The organism is Providencia sp. PROV200, from assembly GCF_049901995.1.
GTDB lineage: Bacteria > Pseudomonadota > Gammaproteobacteria > Enterobacterales > Enterobacteriaceae > Providencia > Providencia rettgeri_E.
The window spans coordinates 4,049,364-4,069,045 of sequence record NZ_CP096307.1; the positions used below are offsets into that span (position 1 = coordinate 4,049,364).

18 protein-coding genes, 3 tRNA genes and 3 rRNA genes are annotated in these 19,682 nt (G+C 43.0%); 7 read left to right on the top strand and 17 right to left on the bottom strand.

All coding sequences use genetic code 11. From position 1 onward, the window contains the following. Positions 1 to 27: 27 nt before the first annotated feature. Positions 28 to 366, bottom strand: a complete 339-nt coding sequence (locus M1E86_RS18690; RefSeq protein WP_213913415.1) for a DUF413 domain-containing protein — start codon at positions 364 to 366, stop codon at positions 28 to 30. A gap of 112 nt (positions 367 to 478) precedes the next feature. Here M1E86_RS18690 and hdfR point away from each other — a divergent pair, with 112 nt between their 5' ends. Next, on the top strand, positions 479 to 1,318 hold the full coding sequence (gene hdfR / locus M1E86_RS18695) for an HTH-type transcriptional regulator HdfR (RefSeq protein WP_125894378.1): 840 nt from the start codon (positions 479 to 481) through the stop codon (positions 1,316 to 1,318). A 614-nt stretch (positions 1,319 to 1,932) separates the two neighbouring features. Here hdfR and M1E86_RS18700 read toward each other — a convergent pair. The 6 genes from M1E86_RS18700 to M1E86_RS18725 form a co-directional block, all read right to left on the bottom strand. After that, positions 1,933 to 2,008 (bottom strand) — tRNA-Trp (locus M1E86_RS18700). An 8-nt stretch (positions 2,009 to 2,016) separates the two neighbouring features. Then, positions 2,017 to 2,093: transfer RNA gene (locus M1E86_RS18705), tRNA-Asp, on the bottom strand. Between the two features lie 58 nt (positions 2,094 to 2,151). After that, positions 2,152 to 2,267: ribosomal RNA gene (gene rrf, locus M1E86_RS18710) — 5S ribosomal RNA — on the bottom strand. Positions 2,268 to 2,407: 140 nt separating this feature from the next. Beyond that, positions 2,408 to 5,425, bottom strand: a 23S ribosomal RNA gene (locus M1E86_RS18715). A gap of 350 nt (positions 5,426 to 5,775) precedes the next feature. Further along, positions 5,776 to 5,851 (bottom strand) — tRNA-Glu (locus M1E86_RS18720). Positions 5,852 to 5,989: 138 nt separating this feature from the next. Beyond that, positions 5,990 to 7,529: ribosomal RNA gene (locus M1E86_RS18725) — 16S ribosomal RNA — on the bottom strand. The 16S, 23S and 5S rRNA genes sit together here with 3 tRNA genes alongside, the layout of an rRNA operon. Before the next feature lie 572 nt (positions 7,530 to 8,101). On the opposite strand from M1E86_RS18725, the gene M1E86_RS18730 reads away from it, so the two are divergent. After that, positions 8,102 to 8,647 (top strand): gamma carbonic anhydrase family protein, encoded by a 546-nt coding sequence (locus M1E86_RS18730; protein WP_125895185.1) that lies wholly within the window; start codon positions 8,102 to 8,104, stop codon positions 8,645 to 8,647. Here the strand turns inward: M1E86_RS18730 and M1E86_RS18735 are convergent. Genes M1E86_RS18735 through dprA form a run of 5 tightly spaced genes read right to left on the bottom strand, consistent with a single transcriptional unit; the run spans position 8,623 to position 11,927 of the window. Beyond that, positions 8,623 to 8,883 (bottom strand): DUF1488 domain-containing protein, encoded by a 261-nt coding sequence (locus M1E86_RS18735; protein ID WP_213914595.1) that lies wholly within the window; start codon positions 8,881 to 8,883, stop codon positions 8,623 to 8,625. The genes M1E86_RS18730 and M1E86_RS18735 overlap by 25 nt on opposite strands. After that, a complete protein-coding gene (aroE, locus tag M1E86_RS18740) occupies positions 8,880 to 9,698 on the bottom strand; it encodes a shikimate dehydrogenase (RefSeq protein ID WP_213914594.1) in 819 nt (272 codons plus the stop codon). Before aroE ends, M1E86_RS18735 begins: the two co-directional genes overlap by 4 nt. Before the next feature lie 6 nt (positions 9,699 to 9,704). After that, complete coding sequence (tsaC, locus tag M1E86_RS18745; RefSeq protein ID WP_102140611.1) at positions 9,705 to 10,274, bottom strand: L-threonylcarbamoyladenylate synthase type 1 TsaC; 570 nt, start codon at positions 10,272 to 10,274, stop codon at positions 9,705 to 9,707. A 12-nt stretch (positions 10,275 to 10,286) separates the two neighbouring features. Next, entirely contained in the window at positions 10,287 to 10,826 is a 540-nt protein-coding gene (locus M1E86_RS18750) for a DNA topoisomerase family protein (RefSeq protein WP_125895191.1), read from the bottom strand. A gap of 24 nt (positions 10,827 to 10,850) precedes the next feature. Beyond that, complete coding sequence (gene dprA / locus M1E86_RS18755; RefSeq protein ID WP_125895193.1) at positions 10,851 to 11,927, bottom strand: DNA-processing protein DprA; 1,077 nt, start codon at positions 11,925 to 11,927, stop codon at positions 10,851 to 10,853. 133 nt (positions 11,928 to 12,060) lie between these two features. Between dprA and def the strand changes: the two genes are divergently transcribed. The 5 genes from def (at position 12,061) to mscL (ending at position 16,840) form a co-directional block, all read left to right on the top strand. After that, complete coding sequence (def, locus tag M1E86_RS18760) at positions 12,061 to 12,582, top strand: peptide deformylase (protein ID WP_213914593.1); 522 nt, start codon at positions 12,061 to 12,063, stop codon at positions 12,580 to 12,582. Between the two features lie 28 nt (positions 12,583 to 12,610). Further along, complete coding sequence (gene fmt, locus M1E86_RS18765; RefSeq protein WP_213914592.1) at positions 12,611 to 13,558, top strand: methionyl-tRNA formyltransferase; 948 nt, start codon at positions 12,611 to 12,613, stop codon at positions 13,556 to 13,558. A gap of 69 nt (positions 13,559 to 13,627) precedes the next feature. Continuing rightward, the gene (gene rsmB / locus M1E86_RS18770) at positions 13,628 to 14,911 is read left to right on the top strand and encodes a 16S rRNA (cytosine(967)-C(5))-methyltransferase RsmB (RefSeq protein ID WP_213914591.1); all 1,284 of its coding nucleotides are present in this window, start codon (positions 13,628 to 13,630) and stop codon (positions 14,909 to 14,911) included. Positions 14,912 to 14,947: 36 nt separating this feature from the next. Continuing rightward, positions 14,948 to 16,324: a Trk system potassium transporter TrkA gene (trkA, locus tag M1E86_RS18775; RefSeq protein ID WP_125895200.1), complete on the top strand. Its 1,377-nt coding sequence runs from the start codon at positions 14,948 to 14,950 to the stop codon at positions 16,322 to 16,324. 105 nt (positions 16,325 to 16,429) lie between these two features. Then, positions 16,430 to 16,840: a large-conductance mechanosensitive channel protein MscL gene (gene mscL, locus M1E86_RS18780; RefSeq protein WP_125895202.1), complete on the top strand. Its 411-nt coding sequence runs from the start codon at positions 16,430 to 16,432 to the stop codon at positions 16,838 to 16,840. Here the strand turns inward: mscL and M1E86_RS18785 are convergent, their stop codons facing one another. The 5 genes from M1E86_RS18785 to rpsD form a co-directional block, all read right to left on the bottom strand. Then, on the bottom strand, positions 16,841 to 17,041 hold the full coding sequence (locus M1E86_RS18785; RefSeq protein ID WP_185746965.1) for an alternative ribosome-rescue factor A: 201 nt from the start codon (positions 17,039 to 17,041) through the stop codon (positions 16,841 to 16,843). A 33-nt stretch (positions 17,042 to 17,074) separates the two neighbouring features. Then, positions 17,075 to 17,491, bottom strand: coding sequence for a Zn(2+)-responsive transcriptional regulator (gene zntR / locus M1E86_RS18790; RefSeq protein ID WP_125895210.1), 417 nt, complete (start codon positions 17,489 to 17,491; stop codon positions 17,075 to 17,077). 131 nt (positions 17,492 to 17,622) lie between these two features. Beyond that, on the bottom strand, positions 17,623 to 18,009 hold the full coding sequence (gene rplQ, locus M1E86_RS18795; RefSeq protein ID WP_004907152.1) for a 50S ribosomal protein L17: 387 nt from the start codon (positions 18,007 to 18,009) through the stop codon (positions 17,623 to 17,625). 37 nt (positions 18,010 to 18,046) lie between these two features. Then, positions 18,047 to 19,036, bottom strand: coding sequence for a DNA-directed RNA polymerase subunit alpha (locus tag M1E86_RS18800; protein ID WP_004265491.1), 990 nt, complete (start codon positions 19,034 to 19,036; stop codon positions 18,047 to 18,049). Positions 19,037 to 19,061: 25 nt separating this feature from the next. After that, on the bottom strand, positions 19,062 to 19,682 hold the full coding sequence (rpsD, locus tag M1E86_RS18805; protein WP_004265487.1) for a 30S ribosomal protein S4: 621 nt from the start codon (positions 19,680 to 19,682) through the stop codon (positions 19,062 to 19,064).

A 19,682-nucleotide genomic window follows, 5' to 3' on the forward strand; every position in this document is an offset into this window, starting at 1 on the left:
AGTCCCTCTTATCATACGATGACGATATTAATCATCTGTATCAGTGTAGTCTTCCGATGGATCTATCTGCGGTTTACCGCCAGATAAGGTATGGAAGCGTTTAGGGCGATTAATACGGCTAGAATATTTTACCCAAACTTTTTCTTCTGGGGTGGTTGGTTCACGTTCACCACGGCATACAGCGACGAAAAGTTTTTCTTCTTCTGTCTGAGGTGCTCGTTTACCTGTATCAAGCTCATTAAAAGCTTGGCCGAGACGTTCTAGCAACTGAGCTTCTTTAATGGTGAAATCACCATGACGAGAAAAGCCACGTGGGTAATGTTTATTATCAAAAAAACGATTAGTCGTGATGAAGCTATCTGCCATCTGACACACTCCTAACTTATTACAGTCAAACTCTATATGGCGCGGAGTATTAGACAGCATTGACAATCTGTAAAACAAAACATTTAAATCATCACGACAAAAATAATTGGAGATGCATGTGGACAGCGAGTTATTGAGAACTTTTTTAGAGGTTAGTAAAACTAGGCACTTTGGTAGAGCCGCAGAATCACTCTATTTAACGCAATCAGCGGTTAGCTTTCGTATTAGGCAGTTAGAAACACAATTAGGTACAAGCCTATTTACGAGGCATAGAAATAATATCCGGTTAACTGCTGCCGGTGAAAGGCTTGTTCCCTACGCTGAATCGCTAATGAATACCTGGTTGCAAGCTAAAAAAGAGATATCTCATGCCTCACAACATACAGAACTTTCTATTGGAGCAACCGCTTCACTTTGGGAAGGCTATCTAACTGACTGGGCAGAAGAACTTTATAATCAACATGATGAACTACGACTCGAAGCAAGAGTTTCAACGCGCCAGTCCCTTGTTAAGCAACTACATTCTAGAGAATTAGATTTATTAATTGCAACTGAGCCACCCAAAATGGATGAATTTGAAAGCACAATTATTGGTACTATTGACTTACAACTTATGGCTTCCCAAAAAAATATTGCACTCACAAAATATAATTTTATAAAGCTTGAATGGGGGGCTGACTTTCAGCCAAAAAATGAACCAGCACTAACTCAAGATGATACACCCGTAATGATCACTACCTCGGCCCATATTACCCGTCAATTACTTCCTGTATCGCTTTCAGCGGCATTTTTGCCTGCGCATTGGGCATATCAATACCCAGGCTTAAAAACGCTCTCAGAAACCTCAATAAACAAACCTTTGTATGCAGTCTGGCTCCAAAAAAATGATCAGCAAGCTCTTATCAATCAATTGATTAAGACACCCATAAAAAATGCACCGTTGAGTGAATAATCATAGCCACCCTCATAATGGGTGGTTTAATACTTATAAAAGTCTTATAACGTCTTACAGATAATTAAAAAATATTTTTTAAAATTATTTTCTATTTGGATGTTAGCAAAAGGGCGAAACGGTATTTATAGAGCCACTTGGTATACACTGAGTTTTTTAATTTCCATAAATCCCCTTCCTTACTTAGCTCACAATTATTAACCTAAACATCCATATCGCAATGAGAAACCAAACCAACTTAACACTTTGATTTTAAACCAAAAGTTAATCAATTTACATTTAAAATACTAACTCACCTTAATATTGTTTTATAAATAAGTTAGATATCACGATTAAATAATTTTAATTAATAGTTTCTTTTATGTACCAATAAGGATATCAATCACGAATAACTCATCTTCATTATAATAATACAATGATATATTAATTTTTTAGCAAAGTGATTTTTTGAAATTAGTAGAAGCTAATATAGTATGAGGAAAAAAGTAAATTAAAGATTAACTGAGAGGGATAAGAAAATAACGCTATATTTAGAATATGTGGATAAAGAAAAACCCGATTAAGCTAATCGGGTTATCAATAGATACTTCTTTTATTATTACTTAATTGGTAACTGGCAGGGGCGGAGAGGCTCGAACTCCCAACACCCGGTTTTGGAGACCGGTGCTCTACCAATTGAACTACGCCCCTAAATTAAGTGGCGGAACGGACGGGACTCGAACCCGCGACCCCCTGCGTGACAGGCAGGTATTCTAACCAACTGAACTACCGCTCCACTTATTCTTTTGCCTTTCGGCAGCTTACTGCTATTGAGCAATAAACTTTTAATTAATGTCTGGCAGTTCCCTACTCTCACATGGGGAGACCCCACACTACCATCGGCGCTACGGCGTTTCACTACTGAGTTCGGCATGGGGTCAGGTGGGACCACCGCGCTATTGCCGCCAGACAAATTCTGTTTGTTTCCGTTTAGCTTTTTATTCACTAAACCAAAACATCAATCTCAAACAAGCTGTGTGTCCTTCACCTTTCGGCTTCTCACTCACTATCAAAAACAACTCAATCTCTCTAAAACACCTTCGGTGTTGTCAGGTTAAGCCTCACGGTTCATTAGTATTGGTTAGCTCAACATATCGCTATGCTTACACACCCAACCTATCAACGTCTTAGTCTTAAACGTTCCTTTAGGACCCTTAAAGGGTCAGGGAAGACTCATCTCAAGGCAAGTTTCCCGCTTAGATGCTTTCAGCGGTTATCTCTTCCGCACTTAGCTACCGGGCAATGCCATTGGCATGACAACCCGAACACCAGTGGTGCGTCCACTCCGGTCCTCTCGTACTAGGAGCAGCCCCTTTCAATCTTCCAACGCCCACGGCAGATAGGGACCGAACTGTCTCACGACGTTCTAAACCCAGCTCGCGTACCACTTTAAACGGCGAACAGCCGTACCCTTGGGACCTACTTCAGCCCCAGGATGTGATGAGCCGACATCGAGGTGCCAAACACCGCCGTCGATATGAACTCTTGGGCGGTATCAGCCTGTTATCCCCGGAGTACCTTTTATCCGTTGAGCGATGGCCCTTCCATTCAGAACCACCGGATCACTAAGACCTACTTTCGTACCTGCTCGAGCCGTCACTCTCGCAGTCAAGCTGGCTTATGCCTTTGCACTAACCGCATGATGTCCGACCATGCTTAGCCAACCTTCGTGCTCCTCCGTTACTCTTTGGGAGGAGACCGCCCCAGTCAAACTACCCACCAGACACTGTCCGCACCCCGGATTACGGGGCTACGTTAGAACATCAAACATTAAAGGGTGGTATTTCAAGGTTGGCTCCACGCAGACTGGCGTCCACGCTTCGAAGCCTCCCACCTATCCTACACATCAAGGCTCAATGTTCAGTGTCAAGCTATAGTAAAGGTTCACGGGGTCTTTCCGTCTTGCCGCGGGTACACTGCATCTTCACAGCGAGTTCAATTTCACTGAGTCTCGGGTGGAGACAGCCTGGCCATCATTACGCCATTCGTGCAGGTCGGAACTTACCCGACAAGGAATTTCGCTACCTTAGGACCGTTATAGTTACGGCCGCCGTTTACTGGGGCTTCGATCAAGAGCTTCTCCTTACGGATAACCCCATCAATTAACCTTCCAGCACCGGGCAGGCGTCACACCGTATACGTCCACTTTCGTGTTTGCACAGTGCTGTGTTTTTAATAAACAGTTGCAGCCAGCTGGTATCTGCGACTGGCTTCAGCTCCATCCGCAAGGGACTTCACCTAGCGCCAGCGTGCCTTCTCCCGAAGTTACGGCACCATTTTGCCTAGTTCCTTCACCCGAGTTCTCTCAAGCGCCTGAGTATTCTCTACCTGACCACCTGTGTCGGTTTGGGGTACGATTAATGATAATCTAGAGCTTAGAGGCTTTTCCTGGAAGCGGGGCATGAGCTACTTCATCACCGTAGTGACTCGTCATCGAACCTCAGCATGTAGTGAACCGGATTTGCCTAATTCACCTGCCTACATTCTTAAACCGGGACAACCGTCGCCCGGATAGCCTAGCCTTCTCCGTCCCCCCATCGCAATTATCACCAGTACGGGAATATTAACCCGTTTCCCATCGACTACGCATTTCTGCCTCGCCTTAGGGGTCGACTCACCCTGCCCCGATTAACGTTGGACAGGAACCCTTGGTCTTCCGGCGTGCGGGTTTTTCACCCGCATTATCGTTACTTATGTCAGCATTCGCACTTCTGATACCTCCAGCATACCTCACAGTACACCTTCACAGGCTTACAGAACGCTCCCCTACCCAACAATATTTACATATCGCTGCCGCAGCTTCGGTGCATAGTTTAGCCCCGTTACATCTTCCGCGCAGGCCGACTCGACCAGTGAGCTATTACGCTTTCTTTAAATGATGGCTGCTTCTAAGCCAACATCCTGGCTGTCTGAGCCTTCCCACTTCGTTTCCCACTTAACTATGACTTTGGGACCTTAGCTGGCGGTCTGGGTTGTTTCCCTCTTCACGACGAACGTTAGCACCCGCCGTGTGTCTCCCGTGATAACATTCTTCGGTATTCGTAGTTTGCATCGAGTTGGTAAGTCGGGATGACCCCCTAGTCGAAACAGTGCTCTACCCCCGAAGATGAGTTCACGAGGCGCTACCTAAATAGCTTTCGGGGAGAACCAGCTATCTCCCGGTTTGATTGGCCTTTCACCCCCAGCCACAAGTCATCCGCTAATTTTTCAACATTAGTCGGTTCGGTCCTCCAGTTAGTGTTACCCAACCTTCAACCTGCCCATGGCTAGATCACCGGGTTTCGGGTCTATACCCTGCAACTCATTCGCCCAGTTAAGACTCGGTTTCCCTACGGCTCCCCTATACGGTTAACCTTGCTACAGAATATAAGTCGCTGACCCATTATACAAAAGGTACGCAGTCACCCCACCCCAAAGCACATTCACTGCTTGTTTTGTGTGTTGGGCGTCGCAAAAAGCGCTCCGCCAACGCGTGTTGAATGTCACTTCAAAGTTGTCCTCAACACCAGAAAATGCTTTGGTGGTGGGGCTCCCACTGCTTGTACGTACACGGTTTCAGGTTCTATTTCACTCCCCTCGCCGGGGTTCTTTTCGCCTTTCCCTCACGGTACTGGTTCACTATCGGTCAATCAGGAGTATTTAGCCTTGGAGGATGGTCCCCCCATATTCAGACAGGATAACACGTGTCCCGCCCTACTCGTCGAGTTCACAACACTAACACCTTCGGATACGGGGCTATCACCCTTTACTGCCGGACTTTCCAGACCGTTCTCCTGATGCTAATGCTGATTAAGACTCTGGGCTGCTCCCCGTTCGCTCGCCGCTACTAGGGGAATCTCGGTTGATTTCTTTTCCTCGGGGTACTGAGATGTTTCAGTTCCCCCGGTTCGCTTCGTTTGACTATGTATTCATCAAACGATAGTGCAACGAGTTGCACTGGGTTTCCCCATTCGGAAATCGTCGGTTGTAACGGTTCATATCACCTTACCGACGCTTATCGCAGATTAGCACGTCCTTCATCGCCTCTGATTGCCTAGGCATCCACCGTGTACGCTTAGTCGCTTAACCTCACAACCCGAAATTGTTTCAACGTTCACTTTACTGTCATGGCTGTGCGTGCATTCCTTCTTTGTTGGGCAGTGCTCGCAATGCTCACATACTTATGTATGCTGCGCTTGCTGTGCGCTGGCCGCCGCGAAGGACTGACTGCTCGCTCATGCCACTCGCTAAAGTGACCGAAAATTTCAGGTCTGAAATTTTGAGAGACTCTCACATTGTTTAAGCGATAAACAATGTGCGTTGTTTTCAATTTTCAGCTTGTTCCAGATTGTTAAAGAGCATAATTGTTAAACCAACTATTAAAATAATTGGCTTAATCATTATTGGGGACATCGTCTTTCACTCGATATCGGCGCAATTGGCGTCCCCTAGGGGATTCGAACCCCTGTTACCGCCGTGAAAGGGCGGTGTCCTAGGCCTCTAGACGAAGGGGACACGAAAATTCAATTGCAAAACACCGTTTTGCTATTTTCGTGTAAGTCTTATCCTCTCGAATAAGTTTCCCACGTAAAGCCATTGCTCTACTTTCTATCAGACAATTTGTGTGAGCACTTCACAAAAACACTTCAATGGTAAGGAGGTGATCCAACCGCAGGTTCCCCTACGGTTACCTTGTTACGACTTCACCCCAGTCATGAATCACAAAGTGGTAAGCGCCCTCCCGAAGGTTAAGCTACCTACTTCTTTTGCAACCCACTCCCATGGTGTGACGGGCGGTGTGTACAAGGCCCGGGAACGTATTCACCGTAGCATTCTGATCTACGATTACTAGCGATTCCGACTTCATGGAGTCGAGTTGCAGACTCCAATCCGGACTACGACGTACTTTATGAGTTCCGCTTGCTCTCGCGAGGTCGCTTCTCTTTGTATACGCCATTGTAGCACGTGTGTAGCCCTACTCGTAAGGGCCATGATGACTTGACGTCATCCCCACCTTCCTCCGGTTTATCACCGGCAGTCTCCTTTGAGTTCCCGACCGAATCGCTGGCAACAAAGGATAAGGGTTGCGCTCGTTGCGGGACTTAACCCAACATTTCACAACACGAGCTGACGACAGCCATGCAGCACCTGTCTCAGAGTTCCCGAAGGCACCAAAGCATCTCTGCTAAGTTCTCTGGATGTCAAGAGTAGGTAAGGTTCTTCGCGTTGCATCGAATTAAACCACATGCTCCACCGCTTGTGCGGGCCCCCGTCAATTCATTTGAGTTTTAACCTTGCGGCCGTACTCCCCAGGCGGTCGATTTAACGCGTTAGCTCCGAAAGCCACTCCTCAAGGGAACAACCTTCAAATCGACATCGTTTACAGCGTGGACTACCAGGGTATCTAATCCTGTTTGCTCCCCACGCTTTCGCACCTGAGCGTCAGTCTTTGTCCAGGGGGCCGCCTTCGCCACCGGTATTCCTCCACATCTCTACGCATTTCACCGCTACACATGGAATTCTACCCCCCTCTACAAGACTCTAGCTGACCAGTCTTAGATGCCATTCCCAGGTTAAGCCCGGGGATTTCACATCTAACTTAATCAACCGCCTGCGTGCGCTTTACGCCCAGTAATTCCGATTAACGCTTGCACCCTCCGTATTACCGCGGCTGCTGGCACGGAGTTAGCCGGTGCTTCTTCTGTCGGTAACGTCAATCGTTGTTGATATTAGCAACAACGCCTTCCTCCCGACTGAAAGTACTTTACAACCCTAGGGCCTTCTTCATACACGCGGCATGGCTGCATCAGGCTTGCGCCCATTGTGCAATATTCCCCACTGCTGCCTCCCGTAGGAGTCTGGGCCGTGTCTCAGTCCCAGTGTGGCTGATCATCCTCTCAGACCAGCTAGGGATCGTCGCCTAGGTGAGCCATTACCCCACCTACTAGCTAATCCCATATGGGTTCATCCGATAGCGCAAGGACCGAAGTTCCCCTGCTTTGCTCCTAAGAGATTATGCGGTATTAGCCACCGTTTCCAGTGGTTATCCCCCTCTATCGGGCAGATCCCCATACATTACTCACCCGTCCGCCGCTCGTCAGCGGGAAGCAAGCTTCCCCTGTTACCGCTCGACTTGCATGTGTTAGGCCTGCCGCCAGCGTTCAATCTGAGCCATGATCAAACTCTTCAATTAAAAGTGTTTGATGCTCAAAGAATTTTTACTGTCGTTTGATTTCCGAAGAAACCAAATTACCTATTAGTTCATATATATGAATTAACGTGTTAGTCACTCTTCAAGACTTAAAATCAAATATTTTTTTGATAGTGTCCTGTGAGTGCCCACACAGATTGTCTGATAAATTGTTAAAGAGCGTTGCGACTAAATCTTTCGATTTTCGACTTCGAGGTCGTTGTCGCGAGGTGTCGTATATTACGTTTTTTATTTAGAAAGTCAAGTGTTTATTTTCAAACTTTTTCTTTCTCACCTCTGTTATCACTGGGTTTTGAAGTTTTCTTCTAACCTGTTTGTCGTGACAACGGATGCGCATTATAGGGAGCCTTCAGAATTACACAACCTTTTTTTTTAAAAAAAACTCCGTTTGCGGATAAAATAGCCATCTTGTGCTTTTTCACCGCAGAACGATTATAAAAAGAACGACTTCATGCCTATAATTCTAGCTTTAGCAACCTACTTGGCTCATAAATTCATAATGAACTAACGAGTTATTTAACGGCTATCCTTTATTTCTTTTTACGGTTATCACTATGAATACACTTTTACGTCCTTATTTAGGTATTTACCCTTCGATTAATGCACGCGTTTTCATTGACCCATCTTCAGTTGTAATTGGGGATGTTCGCGTAGCTGATGATGTCAGTATTTGGCCTCTCAGTGTTTTGCGTGGAGATGTTAACTATATTTCTATTGGCGCGCGCACTAATATTCAAGATGGCTCAGTTCTACATGTCACACATAAGTCGGCAAGTAATCCAGAGGGAAACCCGTTAATTATTGGAGAAGATGTCACCATTGGTCATAAAGTTATGTTACATGGTTGCACTATAGGAAATAGAGTGCTGGTTGGAATGGGATCAATTGTCATTGATGGGGCTATAGTGGAAGATGACGTTATTATTGGAGCTAACAGTTTAGTAACTCAGGGCAAAAGGCTCGAATCTGGTTACTTATATACAGGGAGCCCAGCAAAAGCCATCCGAAAATTGACTGATGCTGAGTTAGGTCATTTACGTTATTCAGCGAATAACTATGTTGAATGGAAAAATAACTATTTAGCTTCTGATAATATGTAAAGCCCATCTTCACTATCGAGGCCTTGTTCAATCAAGGCTTCAAAATCTTCTTCTATATCCCATCGATATTGCTGAAATAATCTCAGAGGTGTTTCTTCGTTGCCATAACGTTGAAATAACAGCGACTGAGGAATTGCACATTCAGCAAGCATTCCGCTAATCAATACAGGAAAACGTACTTGTTTAGATAGCTCATCCCACGCTTCTCTATCAGGAAATTGAATTTGCTGATTCATCCTTTCAATTCCTTATATAAGGTAGATAGAACAGGTGCGATTTCGGGAAGAATGCCATGCCATAGTTTAAAAGAAAACGCGGCTTGCCCTACTAGCATACCTAGGCCATCGGCTATTTTAGTCACTTTATATTGAGTAGCAAACTCAAGGAAGGGCGTTAATGATGATTGATAAAACATGTCATAGCATGCAACTTGATCGCTAAACACATTTGGATTGATTGCAGGAACCTCTCCACTTACACCAGATGAAGTCGCATTGATGATCAGATCAAAATCAGCAGATACGATCTGTGAGATCTCTTTCCCGCTCATTTTACCTAGTGCTGAAAATTCATTAACTAATAATTCAACCTTAGAAAAGGTTCTATTCGTCAAAGTGATATCACAACCATATTCTAAAAGTGGCAATAATGCTCCACGTGTTGCACCACCAGCACCAATCATTAATATTCGGCTATTTGGATGAATAAACTTTAAACGTTGCAAATCTAACAAAAGCCCCATTCCGTCGGTGTTGTCCCCCAGCAATCGATTATCATCAAGCTTCTTGACCGTATTAACTGCACCGCAAATTTGAGCTCTTGTCGTTAATTCAGAAACAACCTGAAAAGCACGCTCTTTAAATGGCAATGTAATGTTTGCGCCCTTTCCACCTTGCGAAAAAAAACCTATTAGGCTTTGTTCAAATCCCTCTACAGGCGCTAGAATTTTTTCATATTCAAGGGCAATCCCTGTTTGCTCTGCAAACATTTTATGTATAACAGGTGATTTACTGTGTTGAATTGGATTACCAAAAACCGCAAACATTTCCATAATATATTATCCTTTACGATATAACTGCCCGGTTTTGGCATCTCTTATTTCAGATGGATTTTGACGGCCACCAACTATTCCATCAAGGACAGGAATACTTCCATCAAACTGCTCCATAACTTCTTCCGTTGTTCTACATGGCTCTAATCCACTTAAATTAGCACTTGTAGATACCAGAGGCTTGCCATAATGACGACACAAATTTTTTACTAATTCATGGTCTGTAACTCGCACTGCGATGGTATCAAACTGACCAGTCAACCATTTTGGCGTCGTTACTTTTGCGGGGATCACCCATGTTACTGGCCCCGGCCATGTTGCAAACATCGCTTGTTTTTGATCTTCCGTTAACTGCTCATCATCTATATAGTTTTTTAATTGTTCGTAACTATCAGCGATAAGGATTAACCCTTTTTCCCAAGGGCGTTGCTTCAATTCTAATAACTTACGTACTGCCGTTTCGCTATCAGGGTCACAGCCTAGTCCAAATACTGCTTCTGTTGGGTAGGCTATAACCTCCTCGTGCTGTAATGAACTTATGATACTTTCAATTGCAGGTGTAGATATATTTGACATAGTTTTAACTCATTATTCTTCTTGTTGCTTACCGCAGCGTTTGCTGGCACAAAATAATCTTACTCCCTGTCCCCCTCTTTTTTCCATAAGTAATGGATACTCACAATACTCACATTTACCAGTAATAGGCTTATTATTTAATATAAACTGACAGTTAGGATAATTATCGCAAGCATAAAAAGTCTTGCCGAAACGTGATTTTCTCTGTAATAAATTCCCTTTTTGGCATTGCGGGCACGAAATTTTCGTTTCATCCGGTTTATCAATTAACTCAATGTGTTCACATACAGGATAATTACTACAACCAATAAACATGCCAAATCGCCCCTGTTTCAACACTAAGTCATAACTACATTTCGGACAATGTTGGCCTTCTAATACTTTTACAATATGACTTTCTACTGTAGGTCTTAGCGGCCTCATATAATGGCATTGTGGATAACTTGAACAGCCTAAAAACGGCCCATGTGAACTATTGCGAATAACAAGCAAAGAATCGCATTCTGGACAATATTCATTTTTTTCTGTATCGAAGGGCAGTTGTTTAGACATGTTTTTCTCTACTGTTGCTTTTAACTAAGTCACTCTGGTATATCCACCAGCCCCCGAGCTAACTATCCCATTGATTTCCATCTCAGTTAATATGGTAATAATTTGAGTAACTGGAATTTGGGTTTGCTCTGCAATAACATCGACGGGTGTCGCTTGGTACCCCACCATACCTAAAATTTTATTTTCTACCACATTAAACTCAAGGGGTGTCTCTTCTATAGGTAATTCTGTTTGTATCCAATTTAACCCATCACCGATATGCTGCAAAACATCTTCGGGTTCAGCTAATAAATAAGCTCCTTGCTGTAATAGCCAATGGTTACCATGAAATGCTGGATTACCCAATGGAGCAGGTAATGTAAACAAATCACGGTTTTGCTCTAGTGCGTATCTAGCAGTTATCAGTGAGCCACTTTTCATACCTGCTTCAATTACAATAACTGCTTTACTTAACCCGCTAATAATACGGTTTCTTTTGGGAAATTGCTTAGGTAATGGTGGTGCATCTGGCCAATATTCTGAAATCAAAGCGCCACAACTTTTAATCTTTTCAGCTAATTCAGCATGTTGTCGCGGATAAATATTCGCTAATCCGCTACCTAAAACCGCAATTGTCTCACCACGGTTATCGAGAGCTGCTTTATGGCTTATACCGTCAATACCTAACGCAAGTCCACTTGTGATGGTGATACTATGGTGCACGAAACTCTTTACAAATAAGTTAGTCCATATTCTGCCGTATTCACTTGCTCTCCGGCTTCCAACTATAGCAATTTGTGGTGTTAGTAATAATTCACTTTTGCCCATAACAAAAAATAAAAGAGGGGGGCGATAGATCTGCTTTAATAAAAAAGGGTACTGAGGGTCGCAGAAAGTAATCATTTGATGATGCTCATTTGAAAGCCATCTCTGAACTTTCTCAAGCCGGTACATAGATACATTCATAAATTGCAATTGTTGTACTTCATTCAAGCCATGATGGTGTAAGGCCTGATAGCTAATTTTATTTAACTGTTTTAACTCATTAATTATTCTTACTGCATGCAAAGGTAATAGCCTTTTAACCTGCGACATTCTTAACCAAATCTCTTGGGTATTCATTATTGTCATCCTGACTTATTAACAGATAGGTTCTTCAGTGAACAAATCGTAACCAATACTGTTAATATGAAGGAGAAATGTCTAGAATAGTCATTAATTCCCTTTCACATTTTGGAAACCGCTCGAAAAATTTATGTCAGTCTTAAACGTATTACATTATCCAGACGAACGCTTACGCACAATTGCTAAGCCAGTAGACAAAGTTGATGCTTCTATACAGAGTATCGTTGATGATATGTTCGATACCATGTATGAAGAAGAAGGTATCGGTCTTGCAGCAACACAAGTCGATATCCATCAAAGAATCATCGTCATTGATGTGTCCGAAACGCGTGATGAGCGTTTGGTTCTTATTAACCCTGAATTACTGGATAAATCTGGGGAAACGAGTATCGAAGAAGGTTGTTTGTCTATTCCAGAACAACATGGTTTCGTCCCTCGCGCGGAGCAAGTAAAAGTTCGCGCACTAAACTATGATGGTGAGTCTTTTGAACTGGAGGCTGATGGTTTATTAGCTATCTGTATTCAACATGAGATGGACCACCTTGTTGGTAAGCTATTTGTCGACTACTTATCACCTTTAAAACGTCAGCGCATCCGCCAGAAAGTTGAAAAATTAGACAGACTAAGAGCAAAAGAAGCCAAAAATAGCTAATTCGCTACATATAAATAGGGAAATTAACGTGTCAGAGCCATTGAAAATTATTTTTGCGGGTACACCAGATTTTGCGGCCAAACACTTAGCTGCTCTCTTAAATACCAGACACAAAATCGTTGGCGTCCTCACTCGCCATGACAAACCAGCAGGAAGAGGCAAAAAGTTAACACCAAGTCCTGTCAAGGTTCTCGCTGAAGAGCATCAACTACCTATTTTTCAACCAGTCTCACTTAAGGATAGCGAAAACCAGCAGTGGATAAAGAACCAAAATGCTGACCTAATGATTGTTGTTGCCTATGGTTTAATTTTACCACAAGCCGTTCTTGATATCCCTCGCTTAGGTTGCTTGAATGTTCACGGCTCTTTATTACCTCGCTGGAGAGGAGCTGCGCCGATTCAACGTTCTATTTGGGCTGGTGATACTGAAACGGGTGTGACTATTATGCAAATGGACGCAGGTTTAGATACTGGTGACATGCTTTACAAAGCAATTTGCCCAATTACCCCTAGTGATACTAGCGCCTCGTTATATGATAAATTAGCAATAACAGGCCCTAAAGCATTAATCCATACTGTTGAGATGTTATCTTCAGGCCAATGCATTGCTGAAAAGCAAGACGGAACATTGGCAAATTATGCTGAAAAATTATCGAAAGAAGAAGCTCGCATTAATTGGCAAGATGATGCTGTACATATTGAACGTTGCATTCGTGCTTTCAATCCTTGGCCAATGAGCTATTTCATGGTTGAAGAACAACTCATTAAAGTTTGGCAAGCTGAAGTACTCACAGAAACCCATGATAAGCAACCAGGAACAATTATTAGCGCTGATAAAAAAGGTATATCCATTGCCACAGGAAATGGCATACTAAATATTACTCAGCTACAACCGCCTGGCAAAAAAGCAATGAGTGCACAAGATATCCTAAACTCTCGTCGCGAATGGTTTATCCCAGAGCAAATTCTAGCATAACGAACTTGTAAACAGCCTGATGCCTTCGGGCTGTTTTATTTCAGTCACTAATGAATCCATCTTCTCTATATGAAAAATACATATAATTTGCGTAGTATCGCGGCAACAGCAATTAACCAAGTCCTTGATAATGGGCAATCATTAAGTACTGTACTACCTGACTTACAGCGTAATATCAATGATAAAGATAAAGCATTATTACAAGAAATTTGCTTTGGTGTTTTACGTTATTTACCTAAGCTTGAATGGTTTATTAGCCAGCTAATGGAAAAACCATTAACGGGTAAACAAAGAACTCTACATTACTTAATTATGGTTGGTATCTACCAGCTCCTTTACACTCGCATTCCTCCTCATGCCGCATTAGCAGAAACAGTCGATGGAGCGGTTGCACTGAAAAAGCCCCAATTAAAAGGGCTTATTAATGGTGTGTTACGTTCATTTCAGCGCCAGCAAGCACAGCTAGAAGAGAGAATAGCTAACAACACTAGCCAATATTTACATCCGAGCTGGTTATTAAAACGCCTACAAACAGCCTATCCAGATGATTGGCAATCTATTATTGAGGCAAATAACCAACGACCACCTATGTGGTTAAGAGTAAATTCTCAACATCACACTGCTGCACAGTATCTCAACTTATTAGAACAGTCTGAGATAACCGCACATTTGCCCCCCTCACATCCAAATGCTATTCGGTTAGATGAACCCACTGCAGTATCGCGTCTCCCGGGCTTTGTAGATGGCTGGTCTACAGTACAAGATGTCTCAGCTCAAGGTTGTGCTGAATTGCTAGAACCTCAAAATGGGGAAAATATTTTAGATTTATGTGCTGCCCCCGGTGGGAAAACTACCCATATTTTGGAACTAGCTCCTAAAGCAAATGTTATTGCTGTAGATATCGATGAACATCGCCTTAAAAGAGTAAAAGAAAATCTGATTCGCCTTAAGCAACACGCTATTGTTATACAAGGAGATGGCACACAACCTGAGAAATGGGCTAAAGATCAGCAATTTGACCGTATTTTACTTGATGCTCCTTGTTCTGCTACAGGCGTTATTAGGCGTCATCCTGACATCAAATGGCTGCGTCGTGACTCAGACATCAATGAATTATCGCAACTACAAGCGCAAATTCTCGAAGCTATCTGGCCGTATTTAAAGCCGGGCGGCACGCTAGTCTATGCTACGTGCTCAATTATGCCCGAAGAAAATGGAAAGCAAATACAAAACTTCCTATCTAAACATAATGATGCCAGCCTAAATGATGGAACCGATGCTGGTTTACAAGTATTACCGAGCACTAATGGTGGTGACGGTTTCTTTTATGCGCGCTTAATCAAAACTGTGTAGTTTATTGTAGACAGTTCTCTGATATAGGAATATGTAATGAAGATCATTATTCTAGGTGCTGGGCAAGTTGGCGGCACGCTTGCTGAAAATTTAGTTGATGAGAACAATGACATTACCGTCGTTGATACCGATCCTGATCGCTTACGTCAATTGCAGGATCAGTTCGACCTACGAGTAGTCAATGGTCATGGATCTCACCCTAGAGTACTTCGAGATGCAGGCGCAGAAGATGCGGATATGTTGGTAGCAGTCACCAATTCAGATGAAACAAACATGATTGCTTGCCAAATTGCGTATAGCCTATTTAATACCCCAAATAAGATAGCGCGTATCAGGGCGACTGAATATATCCGTGAAGCCGACAAACTGTTTCTGCCAGAACAAATTCCGATTGACTATTTAATATCACCAGAACAATTAGTTATCGACTATATCTATAAATTAATTCAATACCCTGGCGCGCTTCAGGTTGTAAACTTTGCAGAAGGTAAAGTCAGCATAGTTGCTGTAAAAGCTTATTACGGCGGCTCACTCGTTGGTAATGCACTATCGAGCTTGCGCGAACACATGCCACATATTGATACTCGTGTTGTTGCTATTTTCCGACAAGATAGGCCTATTCGCCCACAAGGCTCAACAATCATTGAAGCGGGCGATGAGGTTTTTTTTGTTGCTTCAACACAACATATCCGAGCCGTAATGAGCGAGCTGCAAAGACTAGAAAAGCCATACAAACGTTTGATGATAGTGGGCGGTGGTAATGTTGGAGCCGGCCTAGCAAGGCGACTAGAAAAAGATTACAGCGTGAAACTTATTGAGCGCAACCAGAAGCGCGCAACAGAACTTGCAGAGTTACTGCATGATACCATTGTATTTTATGGCGATGCATCCGACCAAGAGCTACTTACGGAAGAACACATCGAGCAAATGGATGTATTTATTGCCCTAACAAATGATGATGAAGCTAATATTATGTCTGCTATGTTAGCAAAAAAAATGGGCGCTAAAAAAGCTATGGTGCTTATACAACGCTCCGCATACGTTGAGCTCGTTCAAGGTGGGGTGATTGATATTGCAATTTCGCCTCAACAGGCCACTATTTCTGCTCTATTAAGCCATGTTAGAAAAGCAGATATAGTCAATGTTTCATCTTTAAGAAGAGGTGTTGCAGAAGCTATTGAGGCAATTGCACACGGTGATGAAAATACGTCAAAAGTTGTCGGCAAAAAAATATCTGAGATTAAACTTCCACCAGGAACTATTATTGGCGCGATTGTTCGTGAAGAAGAAGTCATTATAGCTAGTGATTACCATATAATTGAACAAGGTGACCATGTCATTATGTTTATTACAGATAAAAAATATGTGCCCGAAGTAGAAAAATTATTCCAACCAAGTCCATTCTTCTTATAAAAATAAACATAGTAAATATTTGTAGCTTAATAATTTTAGCGACTATAATTTGTTAACCTAATACATGTTTTGTTTCAATTGAATTATTTATTAAGGGGTCGTCTAATGAGCTTTTTAAAAGATTTCCGCGAATTTGCTATGAAGGGCAATGTAGTGGATATGGCAGTTGGTATTATTATTGGTGCTGCATTTGGTAAAATTGTATCTTCATTAGTTGCTGATATCATCATGCCTCCGTTAGGTTTACTGATCGGAGGTGTTGATTTCAAATCATTCAGCGTGGTATTAAAAGAAGCACAAGGGGATTTACCTGCAGTAGTACTAAATTATGGCATGTTTATACAAACCGTTTTTGACTTCGTTATTGTCGCGTTCGCTATCTTTATGGCAATTAAGGTTATGAATAAAGTTCGCCGTGAAAAAGAAGCAGCACCAGCAGAGCCAGCTCCACCATCTAAAGAAGAAGTTCTGTTATCAGAAATACGTGATCTTTTAAAAGAACAAAATAAAAATTAACTAAAAGGCCAGTGGTAATAAGTAAATAAACTTATTACCACTGGCCTCCCAGTTAACTGATTTCTTATTTTTCCCTTTTCTTGTATAACTGCCTTTTCCTTTTTTATTTTTTTCAACTCTTTGACGAAATAGTGGGTCATGGAGTAATGCTTCAATCGCATTATCTTTAATCTCACCACGTTTATGTTGATATTTGCTCATAACATACCTTCATATAGTTAACAAATTATAGAATTAATAAACTTTAGACGCCCCTTTTTCTAATATTTCCATAATAGAGCAATAGGTTGTCGCATGTTCTTCACCACAGCATGCTGAACTTAACATCTTCAGTGAATCACGCATAATAATAAGCTCTTGTATCTTTTTTTCAACTTCGAGTAATCTGAGATCGACAATCTGTTTAGATTCTTGACAGGTATGATGTTCTGGATCCACTCGAATTGAAAGCAATTCAGTGATGGCTTCTAAAGTAAAGCCTAGCTGCTTTGCATAACGAATAAAACGTAATCGCTGGAGGTCTTGCTCAGTAAATAACCGATATCCTCCTTCAGTTCTCTCTTTATGCCCCATCAAACCTTGTTTCTCATAAAAGCGGATCGTATCAGGCGTCACATCTGCGAGCCTAGCAATTTCACCTATCTTATACATGCTCATCGTACTCACCTGTAAATAAGGATTAATCACGAAAAATTCAAGGGAAAATTTATTTGGAAAGATAAGAATAGCAGGTACAAAAAAACCGGGCAAATATACCCGGTTTTCTTGAAAGCGACGGCAGATTACTCTGCTGCTGCTTCTTGAGACTCAACAGCACGGTCAACAAGCTCGATGTAAGCCATCGGAGCGTTGTCACCTGTACGGTAGCCACACTTAAGAATACGAGTGTAACCACCTGCACGAGCTGCGAAACGAGGTCCCAGTTCATTAAATAATTTTGCAACGATCTCGTTATCACGAGTACGTGCGAATGCCAGACGACGATTAGCTACGCTGTCGGTCTTGGCAAGAGTAATCAGCGGCTCAACGACGCGACGCAGTTCTTTCGCTTTAGGCAGAGTCGTCTTGATGATCTCATGACGAACTAAAGAACCTGCCATGTTACGGAACATAGCTTGGCGGTGGCTGCTGTTGCGGTTCAATTGACGACCACTCTTACGATGGCGCATGACCTTATCCTTCTCAGTAAAACCTTAACCTGTGATCTTAATCATCAGCAATACTTGCTGGTGGCCAATTTTCTAGACGCATGCCCAGAGAAAGACCACGAGATGCCAAGACGTCCTTAATTTCAGTAAGAGATTTCTTACCAAGATTCGGAGTTTTGAGCAACTCAACTTCTGTACGCTGTACCAGATCACCGATGTAGTGGATAGCTTCTGCTTTGAGGCAGTTAGCAGAGCGGACAGTCAATTCCAGATCGTCAACTGGGCGCAATAAGATAGGATCGAATTCTGGTTTTTCTTCTTTAACTTCAGGCTGACGAACATCACGTAAGTCAACAAAAGCTTCAAGTTGTTCAGCCAGAATGGTTGCCGCACGGCGAATCGCCTCTTCAGGATCGATTGTACCGTTAGTTTCCATTTCAATAACTAACTTATCCAAGTCTGTACGTTGCTCAACACGAGCTGCTTCAACATTGTAGGCAATACGCTCTACTGGGCTGTAGCAAGCATCGACTAACAAACGACCGATTGGGCGCTCATCTTCTTCCGAATGAACTCGGGCAGAAGCCGGCACATAACCACGACCACGCTGTACTTTAATTCGCATATTAATAGATGCGCTTTCGTCAGTCAGGTGGCAGATGATGTGCTGTGGCTTGACGATTTCGACATCACCATCATGGATGATGTCGGCTGCAGTCACAGGGCCAATGCCAGATTTATTCAAGGTTAAAATAACTTCATCTTTCCCCTGAACTTTTACCGCCAGCCCTTTCAGGTTGAGGAGAATCTCCAGGATATCTTCCTGTACACCTTCTTTGGTGCTGTACTCATGCAGTACACCATCAATCTCAACCTCTGTCACCGCACAACCCGGCATAGACGAAAGCAGAATACGGCGCAGTGCGTTACCAAGAGTATGGCCAAAGCCACGCTCTAAAGGCTCAAGGGTCACCTTAGCGTGCGTCGAACTCACTTGCTCGATATCTACCAGGCGCGGTTTTAGAAACTCTGTCACAGAACCCTGCATTGTGTCCTCTCTTTGGTGCTAAGCTTTACTTGGAGTAAAGCTCGACGATCAGGTGTTCGTTAATGTCCGCAGACAAGTCAGTACGTTCAGGAATACGTTTGAACACACCTTCCATTTTAGCAGCATCAACTTCCAGCCAAGTTGGCTTCTCACGCTGTTCAGCCAGCTCTAAAGCAGCCTTAATACGAGACTGTTTTTTAGCTTTCTCACGAACGCTGATAACGTCATTCGGGGAAACCTGATAAGAAGCGATATTAACTACACGGCCATTTACCATGATAGCTTTATGGCTAACCATTTGACGTGCTTCTGCGCGAGTTGCGCCAAAGCCCATACGGTAAACGACGTTATCAAGACGACCTTCCAGCAAAGTCAGCAGGTTTTCACCTGTGTTGCCTTTCAGACGTGTTGCTTCTTTGTAATAGTTACGGAATTGACGTTCCAGAACACCGTAGATACGACGAACTTTTTGTTTTTCACGTAACTGGACGCCATAGTCAGACAGACGCGGTTTACGCGCACCGTGCTGGCCTGGAGCCTGTTCTAATTTACACTTGGTGTCAATCGCGCGAACACCAGACTTCAGAAAGAGGTCTGTTCCTTCGCGACGGCTCAGCTTGAGCTTAGGACCCAAATATCTAGCCAT